Consider the following 13384-nt stretch of genomic DNA (forward strand, 5'->3'; position numbering starts at 1 on the left):
AGGAAAGTCGGATGAAAAAAATAGCTATAGTTGGAGCAACAGGAGCAGTTGGCGAGGAGATTTTAAATGTTTTAGATGAATTAAATTTTCCAGTTGAGAGTATTTTACCTTTAGCTAGTGCTAAAAGTGTAGGAACTAGTGTGGAATTTAGGGGCAAAACTTACAAAGTTCAAGAACTCACCAAGACAGTTTTTCAAGAAAATCCTGTAGATATTGCATTTTTTAGCGCAGGTGGTAGTATTAGTGAGCAATATGCTAAATATGCAGTAGAATGTGGTGCAGTTGTGATTGATAATACAAGTCATTTTAGAATGAATGAAGATGTTCCTTTGGTCGTTCCTGAGTGTAATAGTGAAGATATTAAAGATTGGGAAAAAACAGGAATTATTGCTAATCCAAATTGTTCAACTATACAAATGGTGCATATTTTAAAACCTCTTGATGATGTTTTTAACTTAAAAAGAGTAGATGTTAGCACATATCAGGCTGCAAGTGGAGCTGGGAAAGAAGGAATGGAAGAGCTAGTTCAAGGTTTGCAAAGTTTTTTTGCTTTTAAATTGGACGAATTTGAAGCAAAAACTTTTCCATATACTTTAGCACTAAATTTAATTCCTCAAATTGATCAGTTTTGTGAAAATGGTTATACCAAAGAAGAATTAAAAATGGTCAATGAAACCCAAAAGATTTTGCATAAAAAAATCGAAATTTCAGCAACTTGTGTTAGAGTTCCAGTGCTTAGAAGTCATAGTGAATCTATCACTATGCATTTTGAAAAAGATGTTGATCTTAATAAAGTAAGAGAAATTTTATCTAAAGCTCCAAGCGTTGTAATGATAGATGATATTGAAAATAAAAAATATCCTATGCCGCTTTTTACAAGCGATACAAATGAAACTTATGTTGGTAGAATAAGACAAGATATTAATCATAAAAATATCATACATTTATGGTGCGTGGCTGATCAAATTCGTGTTGGGGCTGCGACTAATGCTGTGCGTATTGCTCAAAAATGGCTAGAGATGGTATAAAGGAAAAAAATGTTTGAGAAATTTTTTGAAATTTTATTAGTTAAGAGCCGTTGGGTTACAATTTTACCTGTAATTTTTGGGCTTGTTGGTGCTTTTGTTTTATTTTTTATAGCTAGTTATGATGTGATTAAGGTTTTAAAATATGTAATTGAGTATTTCACTCTTGCAAATTCAAGCGTTGATTTGCATGAAGATGTTGTAGGGTTGATTATTGGGGCTGTGGATTTATATTTAATGGCTTTGGTTTTATTTATATTTTCTTTTGGAATTTATGAATTATTTATTAGCGAAATAGAAGATTTTAAAAAAATCAAACAATCAAAAGTTTTAGAAGTACATAGTTTAGATCAGCTAAAAGATAAGCTTGCAAAAGTTATCATTATGGTTTTGGTTGTAAATTTCTTTCAAAGAATTTTGCAAATGCAATTTAATACGGTTTTAGATATGACTTATCTTGCAGGTTCTATTTTAGCACTTTGTATAGGTTTGTACTTTTTACATAAAAGCGATCACTAATTTAAAGGTTTTATATGATTTTTATTGATGCATGTTTTAAAAAAACTACTTCTTATACTCCTATATGGATGATGCGACAAGCAGGAAGATATTTACCAGAGTATATGAAAGTAAGAGCTCAAGCTGGAGATTTTTTATCTTTATGTAAAGATTATAAAAAAGCAAGTGAAGTGAGTTTGCAACCTGTTGATATTTTAGGTGTTGATGCAGCTATTATTTTTTCAGATATTTTAGTAGTGCCTTTAGAAATGGGAATGGAGCTTAAATTTGAAAAAGGCGAAGGTCCTATTTTTACAAATCCTATTACAAATGAAGATGATTTGAACATTTTAGATGTAAATAAAAGTGTTAAAAATCTTTCTTATGTTTATGATGCTTTAAAATTAACTAGAGAAAAATTACCGCAAGATAAAGCCTTGATAGGATTTTGCGGAAGTCCTTGGACTATAGCTACATATATGATAGAAGGTGGAGGTAGTAAAAATTATACAAAAAGTAAAAAAATCCTTTATCAAAATCCTGAATTTTTGCATAAAATTTTATCAAAACTAACCCAAGCATTAAAATTATATTTAGAAGAACAAATCAAAGCAGGAGCTAATGCTGTTCAAATTTTTGATAGCTGGGCAAGCGCTTTAGAGCAAGATGTTTTTTTTGAATTTTCTTTTAAATACATGTTAGAAATTTCTGATTATATCAAAACAAAATATCCACACATTCCTGTGATAATTTTTCCTAAAGGTATAAGTGGCTTTTTAGATAAAATCGATGGAAATTTTGATGTTTTTGGTGTTGATTGGAGTACGCCTTTAAATTTAGCAAAAGAAAAATTATCTCACAAATATACCTTACAAGGTAATATGGAACCATGTAGATTGTATGATCAAAAAGCTATTAAAATAGGTGTTGAAAATATCTTAAATACAATGCAAAATGCACCGCATATTTTTAATCTTGGTCATGGAATTTTACCTGACATTCCTGTTGAGAATGCAAAATATTTTATTAAATTAGTACAAGAGAGCTCAAGAATTTGAATAAGATTGTTTTTGGTCCTATCAACTCAAGAAGATTTGGAATATCTTTAGGGATTGATTTAAGTCCTGATCAAAAACAGTGCAATTTTGATTGTGTATATTGTGAGTTAAAAGCTGCTAAACCTCAAGAAAAATCTTTGGTTTATCCTAGCATAGAAGATATCATAAAAGAGCTTGAACAAGCTTTAGCGCGTCATAAGCATATTGATTTTATCACTTTAACTGCTAATGGAGAGCCAAGCTTGTATCCTTTTTTAGATGAGCTTATAGTAAAACTTAATCAAATTAAAAATGGTAAAAAACTTTTGATATTAAGCAATGGAAGTGCAGTTTTAAATGCAAAAGCATATAAAGCTTTACTTAGTTTAGATGTGGTTAAATTTAGCCTTGATAGTGCTATAGAAAAAACATTTTATAAAATCGATAAGGCTTTAAAACAAATAAAAATTCATGATTTGATTGAAAAAATGATAGCTTTTAGCAAAGATTTTAAAGGCGATTTGATCATGGAAACTTTAATAGTAGAAGGAATTAATGATATAAAAGAAGAAATGCTTGCTTTAAATCAAGCTTTTGCTAGTATTAATCCGCTTAGAGTGGATTTTAGCACTATAGATAGACCTCCTGCATATCCGGTCAAAGCAATTGATTTTAAAAAACTACAAGAGCTTGGTTTATATATTACTAGTGTGCCAGTGGTTTTAGCTAAACATAATTATGATGGTATTAAAAATGATTTTAGTGAACAAGAACTTTTGAAAATGCTACAATTAAGATCTCAAAGTGAATTTGATGTAGAAAACAATTTTAGTCAGCTTAGCAAAGACAATCTTGCTAAATTACTTAAAGAAAAAAAGATTGTGGTTAAAAATTTATCAGGTGTGAAATTTTACAAAACTTTGCAAAATACTTGACAAATGTATTCTTTTTATATATAATACCATTTCTTTTTTAAAAAATGTTCCGGATTAGCTCAGCGGTAGAGTAGTCGGCTGTTAACCGATTGGTCGTAGGTTCGAATCCTACATCCGGAGCCACTTACATTTTTCAATCAATCATTTTTTTATTATTAGTCCAATTATAATTTAGTTTTAATATTTTCTATGTTTTCATAGAAAATATTAATTTTTTATATCAAAAGTGAAAAATTTACTTTCAAAACCATCTCCTACTTTTTCGTATTGAAATATAGCTGGTTCTAAATTTTGAACTTCATGATATAACAAACCTAAAGCAAGGCGTGCTTCTAAAGTTTCTTCACTTTCTAATCTTGCAAGTTCTAAAAGAGCTATGGCCGAATTTGGATTGTTTGAACCAATTGCTGAAACTGCTGCTAAAAATAGAGTTTGAGCATCTTTTATTTTATAATCATCTATGAGTATATTATAAAGTGTATATGCTTCTTGGTATTCTTGTGCAAAAATATCAATATATGCTAAGGCAAAAATCAATCCTATTGAGTTTTTATCGCTAGTTGCTAGTTTTTTCTTTATATCATTTCTTACATGATTGATTAAGCCTGTAATTTGCATTAAACTCACAAAGCTATCTTTGACAATGCCTGCTCCACCAAACAAAGAATTGTAATCAAGTTTTGTATTTTGAAAATAAATTTGAGCTTGTTTAGCATAAGCTTTGATATCTAAATTCATATTTTTAGCATTAAAATACAAAATATTACTAATAATGTCTTTATTGAGTAGTTTTTTTAAGGCTACTACAGCTTCGTTTCTTACTTCAAGTAAATTATTTCCATTGGCAGCAATGATTGCAAACATCAATTCTAAAGGACTTTTTTGTTCAATACTAAAATCATCAAGATAAGGCAGCATTGCGCTATAATCTTTGTTTGGAATATAAAGTAAATATTTATAGATATTATTGTTATTTAAATTTGTATCAGCTTGTAAATTTTCTATCACTTCATTTTGGAGTTTTGTGTAATCTTTTTTAATCAAATCCATACAAAATATAGCAAAAATACCCGCTAAATGATTTTTAGGATTAAGATGATAAGCGGTTGAGAAATGATTAGCCGCGTTATTGTAATCTTGTAATTGCGCATAAGTCAGAGCAAGATTATAGTGGATTACATCGTGTGAGCTATAGTTTTGATTGATTTTTTTAAATTCTTGATTTGCTTCTCTTAGACGCAAGTTAAAAGCTAGATTGATTGCACGAGAAAGCTCGATATTTACACCAGATAGCATTTTACTTTCAAGAAGAAGTTTGCTTTCATACTCATAAGCTTGCACAAAACTTCCTAAATCAGCTTTGGTTATAAGTTCCATACTTTGTTTGACATCAAAAACCCTATAAGGAGAAAAATAAAATAACAAATCATAAATTTGTTGTTTTGAGCTAATTAATTCTTTAGCAAAATCTTTTTGTGCTATATCAATGCTGTATAGATTTTTCTTTAATCTAGTTTTTATACCATAGTATTTAGTAGCTATATCTTTATCTGAAGTAAATAAATTTTGTAAAATTTGCGCGCCTTTGTTATACTGCCCAGTTTTAAGTTCTACTAAAGCTAAAGCTATGGAGCTTCTTGATTTTTGAGAATCAATTTTTGTAGCTCTTGTTAGATATTCTTTTGCTTTGGAATATTCTCCTAATTTAGCATATAACAATCCAAGCGGCAAACTCGCTTCATAATTTTCTTGTTTTAGTAAAAAATTAATCGCATCTTTATCAGCTTGTAAAAGAGAATAAATTTTGGCTCCAAGATAATATGATTCATCTTTATAGCTTGAAACATTATTAGAGTGAGCAAACATCTGTAAAGCTTCTGGGTAAAACCCTTGATAATAATTAATTAAGCCTAGATAATAATTATATAAAATAGAATCAGCATTTTGTGGTAAATGAACTTTGGCTAAATCAAGATAATATTTAAATTTTTCTTTATCGTTAAGGTAAAAATAACATACAGCGATATTAATAGCAGCTGCTACTTTGTGTTTTTCTAAATCTAAAGATTGTTTAAAATTTGATATTGCACTTTTATAATCTTGTTGTTTCATTTGAGCTACTCCAAGATTGTAGCTTGATAATGATTCATTAAAGATATTAACACTATCATAAAGTTCTAATGCGCCTTTAACATCGCCTTTTTCATACAATAAATTTGCCTTTTGGATGACTAAATCAAGCGCAGATTGTTGAATTTTTGTAATTTCTACTGAAGTATTGGTTTCTTTTATCGTTTCGTGTGCAACAACTGCTTGAGGTTCTTTTTTAAAAACTATAAGTAAAATTAAAACTATAAGTAAAATTAAAACAAGCCCCACAAGAGCACCTATTATGATGAGAAAATTTTTATCAAAAAGTTTTTTATTTTCTTCTTTTTGTGTTTCTTGTGGTTCTTCTTCAACTCTTTGAAAAGTATTTTCCTCTTCTAATTCAGGAGGAATAGTTCCAGGTGGAATTTCAGGTTCTAAATTTTCTTCAAGATTGTTAGTATTTTCTTGATTGTCTTGTTCTTTTAGTGTTACTTCTTCTGCCATTTTTTATTCTTAAAAATATTTTCTTAAAACATCAGGTATTGTTATTTTGCCATTTTTATCTTGATAGTTTTCCATTATAGCTATCAAAGTGCGTCCTACGGCTAAAGATGAGCCATTTAAAGTATGAACTAATTCGTTTTTGCCTTTTTCATTTTTATAGCGAATTTTTGCTCTTCTTGCTTGAAAATCTTTGCAATTTGATACTGAAGAAATTTCTCTGTATTTATTTTGAGAAGGTAACCAAACTTCTAAATCGACAGTTTTTGCAGCAGAAAATCCTAAATCCCCTGTACAAAGCATTAGGTGTCTGTGAGCAAGTCCTAAAGAGCTTAATAAATCACTAGCACAAGCAACCATTTCTTCAAAAACTATATCGCTTTGCTCAGGTTTTGTTATGCTAACAAGTTCTACTTTTTCAAATTGATGTTGTCTTATAATTCCTCTTGTGTCTCGTCCAGCGCTTCCTGCTTCTTTTCTAAAACAAGCACTATAACAAGTCATTTTTATAGGTAAAGATTCGCTTGTTAAAATTTCATTTGAGTAAAGATTGGTTACTGGAATTTCAGAAGTTGAGATGAGATATAAATCTTCATTATCTATTTTATACATATCATCTTTGAATTTTGGAAGTTGTCCTGTTCCATACATAGTAGTACTATTAACTAAAAATGGGACATTTACCAAATCAAAACCCCTGCTTCTATTAAAATCAATCATATAATTTACTAAAGCTCTACTTAACAAAGCTCCTTCATTTTTCAATACACAAAAGCGACTTTGAGAAATTTTTACCCCTCTTGCAAAATCAAGCCAATTTAAATTTTCTCCTAAATCATGATGTTCTTTGATTTCAAAATCAAATTGAGGAGGAGTTAGAACTTTTTTTAATTCTATATTTTCATTTTCATCTTCACCAATAGGAACGCAATCATCAGGTATATTTGGAATAGCAATTGCAATTTCTTCAAGTTTTTCTTCAAGATTAGCAACTATTTTTGATTGAGTATTGATTTTTTCTTTGTTTTGACTTAATTGAATTTTTAAACTTTCTTTATCAGCAGCACTAGCTAGTTCTTTGCTAAATTTATTTTGAAAGGCTTGGAGTTCTTCTAAAATAGCTTTTTCTTTTTTTAGCTCGATAAATAATTGCTGTAATTGTTTTAGCGTATTTTCATCTACTTTTTTTGCTTTTAATTTTGGTGAGATTTCTTCAAAATTATTTTGTAAAAGTCTAAGATCTAACATATTTACTCCTTAATCATAGTCCTATTTTAGCATAAATTTTTTCCATTGTTTCTTGAGCTGTTTTTTTGGCTTTTTTTGCGCCAAATTCTAAGATTTCTTTAATTTTAGATGGATTTTGTAATAAATTTTCATATTCATTTTTAGCATGGGCAAAATAATCATTAATTATATCATTTAAATACATCTTAAAATGTCCATAACCTTCTCCACCTTTTTGATATCTAGCTTTTAATTTTTCTTGCTCGTTTTCATCAAGAAAAAGTTTTGCTATGTTAAAAATATTGCAAGTTGTATAATCTTTTGGATCTTCTAAAGCAGTGCTATCAGTTATAATAGAAGAAACTTGCTTTTTTAAAGTTTTAGCAGAACTAAAAATATCAATAGTATTTTGATAAGATTTGCTCATCTTAGCTCCATCAGTACCTGGGACCACTGCTACTTCTTCGCTTACTTTTGCACTTGGTAGAGTAAAAATTTCTCCCCATTCGTTGTTTACTTTTAAGGCTATATCTCTTGCGATTTCTACATGTTGAATTTGATCTTTACCAACTGGAACGATATTAGGGTTAAAAAGTAAAATATCAGCAGCCATTAAAACAGGATAAGAAAAAAGCCCATGGTTTGAATTTAATCCTTTTGCGATTTTATCTTTATAAGAATGAGCTCTTTCTAAAAGTCCCATTGGAGTAAATTGTGACAAAATCCAATAAAGCTCCAAAACTTCTTTTACATCACTTTGCAGCCAAAAAACACTTTTTTGAGGATCAATGCCTAAGCTTAAAAACGCAGCAGCTGCTTTGAGTGAGTTTTGTTTTAAAAATTCACCATTTTGATTGGATGTCATAGCATGATAATTAGCTATAAAAATATACATTTGATTTTGTTCTTGCAAATCAAGCATTTGTTTGATAGAGCCAAAATAATTTCCTATGTGTAAATCCCCGCTAGGTTGCAATCCTGTTATAACTCTCATTTTACCTCTTTTTTTATTTGTGTGATGATTTGATCTATGCTTTTATCTTCGATATCTATGATAAAATCAGCTTTTTTTTCATATTTTTGAATTCTTTGATCAAAAAGTATTTTGGCATTAGCTAAGTTTGAAAGTAGGGGTCTTGAAAGAATCTGTGTTTCATCTAATCTGTTTAAAATATAATCAAAACTTGACTTTAGATACACTATAGTGCCAATTTTTTTAATCTTTTTATGTTTGATAAACCCTCCGCCACTTGCAATAGAAGCATTTTTAAGGTTTTTTAAAAAATAAATGAGTTTTTTTTCTTCATTTCTAAAAAAATCTTCCCCGTATAAAGAAAATATTTTATGAATTTCAAGATCAAATTTTTGTTTTATTAGCTCATCAGTATCTAGGAAGAATTTATCATATTTTTTAGCATATGCTTTAGCTATGGTGCTTTTTCCACAACCCATAAAGCCAACAAAAAGGAGATTATCCTTCTTGTTCATCTTTGCTTCCTTTTTTTCTTGAAGCTATGATTAAAGGAACACCCTCAAAATTAAATTTCTTTCTAATTTGATTTTGCAAATAACGCTTATAGGAAAAATGCAAAGCTTTTGGCCTATTCATAATTAAAGCGATTTTTGGAGGTGCAAGATCATATTGAACTGCATAATAAATTTTTACCAATTTTCCATAATCATGTGGTAAAGGATGAGCTCTTGTAGCTTCTTCTATTAAAGTATTTAGTTTAGCAGTTGGAATTTTTTGAGTAAAATTTGCAAAAATTTCTAAAATTTTATCTAAAAGCACATGCACTCTTTTGCCACTTAAGGCTGATACGCTAACAACTGGAGCATAAGCCAAAAATTTAAAGCGATCTAGTTTTAATTCTTTTAAAGTTTTATCAAAATCAAGCTCGCTTTTATCCCATTTATTTAAGACTATAATCACTCCTAGATAATGTTTTGCAGCAAGCCCTGCAATTCTTTCATCAAGCTCATTAAAGCCTTCTGAAGCATCAAGGACTAAAAGTGCAATTTGTGCATTAGCTAAAGCATATTCGGTTCTATTTAGCGCATAGCGTTCTAAGCCTTGAATTTTACCTCTTTTTCTAATTCCTGCAGTATCTACAAATTCAATGATTTTATCTTTATGCATAATACATTCATTAACAGGATCTATGGTTGTACCTGCTATATCACTAACCACACTTCTTTCTTCTTTAACCAAAGCATTTAAAAGACTTGATTTGCCTACATTTACCCTACCAATAATTCCAACTTTAATATGATTTTCATCAATATTTTTGAGTTTAAAATCACCACTATTTTCATCAAAATTTTCTAAATATGCATCAAAATCTTCTTCTTCATCTTGGCTTAAAAAATTCTCATTTAAAAATTTTCCTGCCCACATACAAAGCTCATCTATGCCTATATTATGTGTAACTGAAATATTAAAAATTTCTTTTACTCCAAAGCTAGAAAATTCCCAAGATCTTTCCTCGTCTTTTTTGTTATCTATTTTGTTGATGATTAAGGCTATGGGCTTGTTAAGTTTTTTCATTTCATAAAAAAATGCTTTATCTTCATCACCTGGTAAAAATTTTCCATCTACCATGTAAAAAATGATATCGCTATTTTTGGCAGCTTTTAAAGAATTTGCTTTTACATTTTTAAAAAGTTCATTACTCTCATCAAGTCCGCCACTATCTATCAATAAAGCTTTTTTACCATCTATTTGAACTTCTACTTTATTGGTATCTCTTGTGGTGCCACTTATATCACTAGTAATGGCTATGCGTTTTCTTGCAAGTCTATTAAAAAGACTTGATTTGCCTACATTAGGTTTTCCTATTAAAATAATACTTTGCATTTATATCCGTTGAGATTTTTATTCGTGATTATATAAAATTTGCCTTAAAATTAAGCAAAAAAGACTAAAATTATGGCAATTTTTTATGGAAATCATATGTTAAGAATAGTCAAGAAAAATTTAGGTATATATTTTATGATTATAGCTTCGATGGAATTTGCATTGGTTGGAGCTTGTGCGAAAATTTTAAGCGAAGAAATATCATCGATTGAAATCATGTTTTTTAGAAATATTATCGGGACTATTTTTATGATTTATTTGCTTTCTAAATTAAAATTTCATAAAAATGGTGGTCATTTTGGTTTATTAATTTTTAGAGGAGTTATAGGAACTATAGCTTTGTATCTTTTCTTTTATAATGTTGCAAATATCTCTTTAGGTGGGGCTTTTGCTTTTCAAAAAACAGCTCCTATTTTTATAGCTTTGATTGCTTTTTTCTTGTTTAAAGAAAAACTAGGATTAAATGCTATTTTTGGAATTTTTATAGCTTTTATTGGAGTTTTGTTGGTTTGTCAGCCTTTTGTTGATGAAGCAAATCATTCAGGGTTTGATTTAAAAAATAGTATTTTAGGAATTTTAAGTGGATTTTGCGCAGCTTTGGCTTTAACTAGTGTAAGAGAGCTGAAAAAATCTTATCCAGCACCTTTTATAGCTTTATCTTTTGTATTGATTGGCACTTTAATGCCTATGTTTTCTATGATTATAGGTTCTTTTTATCAGGTAAAAGAGCTTGATTTTTTGATCGCTCCTTTTGTAATGCCTAGTTTTAAAGCTTGGATTGTTATAGTTTGTATGGGCATATTTGGAGCAATGTATCAAATTCATATTACTAAAGCTTATGGAGTAGCTAAAAAGGCTGGAGTTGTAGCAGGGGTTAGTTATATAGATGTTGTTTTTACTTTGTTTTTAGGGATTTTATTAGGAGATAGTTTTCCTAGTATTTTAGTGTTGATTGGAATTTTTAGTATAGTTTTTGGTGGATTAATTTTAGTAATAAGACAAAACTAAAGGAGTTAAAATGATAGAAAATAAAGTGAATTTAATTTATGGTTTAGAGGATAAACCTCCATTTACAAAAGCTTTTTTTGCAGCTTTGGTGCATTTGATGGCTATGTTTGTAGCTGTGATTACCCCAGCTTTACTTATATGTAAAGGACTTGGTGTTGATGATGAAAATACTACAAGAATTATTTGTATGTCATTATTTGCTTCGGGTATAGCTTCGCTTTTGCAAATTAAAACTTGGGGGATTGTAGGTAGTGGGTTATTATCTATACAAGGAACGAGTTTTAATTTTGTCTCTCCTTTGATTTTAGGTGGCCTTGCTTTAAAAAACGATGGTTTATCTCAAGAAGCTATGCTTGGAGCTATTTTTGGTACTTTAATGTTATGTTCAACCACGGAAATGATAATTTCTCAAATTTTACCTTTTGTAAAAAAGATTATTTCTCCTTTGGTTTCTGGTATTGTTGTTTTGATTATAGGTCTTACTTTGATTAATGTTGGTCTTGTTAGTGCAGGTGGAGGTTTTGGTGCTAAAGCAAATGGGGAATTTGGTTCTTTACATAATTTATTTTTAGCTGGTATTGTGATTTTATGCATTATAGTTTTAAATCTTTTTCGTAATGCTTATATTAGAATTTCATCTTTATTTATAGCTATGATTATTGGGGTTTTGGTTGCGATGTTTTTTGAAAACTTTAATTTGAACTTAAATGAAAATTTACCTATGATATTTTTGCCAAATCCTGTGCATTATGGTTTAAGCATTGATTATAATTTGATTTTACCTTTGATTTTGGTTTTTATGGTAACTTCTCTTGAAACCATTGGTGATATTAGTGCAACAAGTGAAGTTTCAAATCAACCGTTAAAAGGTGAAATTTATACAAAAAGATTAAAGGGCGGAGTTTTAGCAAATGGCTTAAATTCTTTTGTTTCAGCTTTGTTTAATACTTTTCCAAATTCTTGTTTTGGACAAAATAATGGAGTAATAGCTTTAACGGGTGTTGCAAGTAGATATGTTGGATTTATTGTAGCTTTTATGTTGATGATTTTAGGATTGTTTCCAATTGTTGCTGATATTGCACTACAAATTCCTGAACCTGTTTTAGGCGGAGCAACTTTAGTGATGTTTGGAACTATTGCAGCCACTGGAGTTAGGATTATTTCTAAAGAAAATTTAAATCGTAGGTCTATTATTATCATTGCTATGAGTTTGGGTATAGGACTTGGAGTTTCTAACAACCCTGATATTTTAAATTTTATGCCATCATGGTTTAAAACTTTATTTTCTTCAGGAATAGCAGCAGGTGCAATTACAGCTATTATTTTAAATTTTATCTTTCCAATTGAAGAAAATCAAAGAAAAATAAAGTAAAATACGAAAAAAATAAGGAAATAAAATGCAAAAAATGATATTACTTGCAGGTCCTTGTGTGATAGAAAGTGAAGAGCTTGTTTTTAAAGTCGCACAAGAGCTTGAATGTTTTTTAAAAGATGATAGGATTGATTTTTATTTTAAATCAAGTTTTGATAAGGCAAATAGAACTAGTATCAGTAGTTTTAGAGGTCCTGGTATAGAAAAAGGCTTGGAAATTTTACAAAAAGTTAAAAATAAATTTGGTATGCAAATTTTAACTGATATTCATGAGAGTTCTCAAGCTAAAATTGCTGCTGAGGTTGTAGATGTGTTACAAATTCCTGCGTTTTTATGCAGACAAACTGATCTTTTAGTAGCCGCAGCACAAACTAAAGCTAAGGTTAATATCAAAAAAGGCCAATTTTTAAATCCAGATGATATTAAATTTAGCGTGAGTAAAATTTTACAAACTAGGGGTATTAACGCAGAAGGTTATGAAGTAGCTAAAGAAAATGGAGTGTTTGTAGCAGAAAGAGGCTCAAGCTTTGGTTATGGAAATTTGGTTGTTGATATGCGAAGTTTAATTATAATGAGAAAATACGCTCCTGTTATTTTTGATGCGACTCATAGTGTGCAAATGCCTGGAGCTAATAATGGAAGTAGTGGTGGTAAAAGTGAATTTGTAGAGCCATTAGCAAGAGCTGCAGCTGCAGTTGGGGTGGATGGGTTTTTCTTTGAAACACATTTAAATCCTTGCGAGGCTTTATGTGATGGTCCAAATATGCTTGATATTTCAAGACTTAAAAAATGTGTGGATACACTTTTAAAAATTCAAGAAAATATTTAAAAAA

The 13384-nt window shown here is 29.5% G+C and carries 12 protein-coding genes and 1 tRNA gene; 8 read left to right on the forward strand and 5 right to left on the reverse strand.

The annotated features are described in order from the left end of the window. Positions 1-11: 11 nt before the first annotated feature. From CVOLT_RS02345 to CVOLT_RS02365, 5 genes are all read left to right on the forward strand, one after another. The gene (locus tag CVOLT_RS02345) at positions 12-1028 is read left to right on the forward strand and encodes an aspartate-semialdehyde dehydrogenase (protein WP_039665267.1); all 1017 of its coding nucleotides are present in this window, start codon (positions 12-14) and stop codon (positions 1026-1028) included. Between the two features lie 9 nt (positions 1029-1037). Continuing rightward, positions 1038-1544: a YqhA family protein gene (locus tag CVOLT_RS02350; RefSeq protein ID WP_039665268.1), complete on the forward strand. Its 507-nt coding sequence runs from the start codon at positions 1038-1040 to the stop codon at positions 1542-1544. A gap of 14 nt (positions 1545-1558) precedes the next feature. After that, a complete protein-coding gene (hemE, locus tag CVOLT_RS02355; protein ID WP_039665269.1) occupies positions 1559-2581 on the forward strand; it encodes a uroporphyrinogen decarboxylase in 1023 nt (340 codons plus the stop codon). After that, entirely contained in the window at positions 2578-3495 is a 918-nt protein-coding gene (locus CVOLT_RS02360; RefSeq protein ID WP_132038041.1) for a radical SAM protein, read from the forward strand. Before hemE ends, CVOLT_RS02360 begins: the two co-directional genes overlap by 4 nt. A 48-nt stretch (positions 3496-3543) precedes the next feature. Next, positions 3544-3618: transfer RNA gene (locus CVOLT_RS02365), tRNA-Asn, on the forward strand. Positions 3619-3702: 84 nt separating this feature from the next. Here the strand turns inward: CVOLT_RS02365 and CVOLT_RS02370 are convergent. Genes CVOLT_RS02370 through der form a run of 5 tightly spaced genes read right to left on the reverse strand, consistent with a single transcriptional unit; the run spans position 3703 to position 10171 of the window. After that, positions 3703-6090: a tetratricopeptide repeat protein gene (locus CVOLT_RS02370; RefSeq protein ID WP_039665270.1), complete on the reverse strand. Its 2388-nt coding sequence runs from the start codon at positions 6088-6090 to the stop codon at positions 3703-3705. A 9-nt stretch (positions 6091-6099) separates the two neighbouring features. Continuing rightward, complete coding sequence (gene serS / locus CVOLT_RS02375; protein WP_039665271.1) at positions 6100-7335, reverse strand: serine--tRNA ligase; 1236 nt, start codon at positions 7333-7335, stop codon at positions 6100-6102. A 13-nt stretch (positions 7336-7348) separates the two neighbouring features. Next, positions 7349-8308 carry a tryptophan--tRNA ligase gene (gene trpS, locus CVOLT_RS02380; RefSeq protein ID WP_039665272.1) on the reverse strand — a complete coding sequence of 320 codons (960 nt, stop codon included), beginning with the start codon at positions 8306-8308 and terminating at the stop codon, positions 7349-7351. Then, positions 8305-8802, reverse strand: coding sequence for a shikimate kinase (locus CVOLT_RS02385; protein WP_039665273.1), 498 nt, complete (start codon positions 8800-8802; stop codon positions 8305-8307). Before CVOLT_RS02385 ends, trpS begins: the two co-directional genes overlap by 4 nt. After that, positions 8786-10171 carry a ribosome biogenesis GTPase Der gene (gene der / locus CVOLT_RS02390; RefSeq protein ID WP_039665274.1) on the reverse strand — a complete coding sequence of 462 codons (1386 nt, stop codon included), beginning with the start codon at positions 10169-10171 and terminating at the stop codon, positions 8786-8788. The genes CVOLT_RS02385 and der overlap by 17 nt, the downstream gene beginning before the upstream one ends. Positions 10172-10267: 96 nt before the next feature. Here der and CVOLT_RS02395 point away from each other — a divergent pair, with 96 nt between their 5' ends. Genes CVOLT_RS02395 through kdsA form a run of 3 tightly spaced genes read left to right on the forward strand, consistent with a single transcriptional unit; the run spans position 10268 to position 13380 of the window. Beyond that, entirely contained in the window at positions 10268-11179 is a 912-nt protein-coding gene (locus tag CVOLT_RS02395; protein ID WP_039666246.1) for a DMT family transporter, read from the forward strand. A gap of 10 nt (positions 11180-11189) precedes the next feature. Beyond that, complete coding sequence (locus CVOLT_RS02400; protein WP_039665275.1) at positions 11190-12551, forward strand: uracil-xanthine permease family protein; 1362 nt, start codon at positions 11190-11192, stop codon at positions 12549-12551. 25 nt (positions 12552-12576) lie between these two features. After that, the gene (kdsA, locus tag CVOLT_RS02405) at positions 12577-13380 is read left to right on the forward strand and encodes a 3-deoxy-8-phosphooctulonate synthase (protein ID WP_039665276.1); all 804 of its coding nucleotides are present in this window, start codon (positions 12577-12579) and stop codon (positions 13378-13380) included. Positions 13381-13384 lie beyond the last annotated feature (4 nt).

Origin of the sequence: Campylobacter volucris, assembly GCF_008245045.1 — a bacterium.
In the GTDB taxonomy this organism is placed as follows: Bacteria; Campylobacterota; Campylobacteria; order Campylobacterales; family Campylobacteraceae; genus Campylobacter_D; species Campylobacter_D volucris.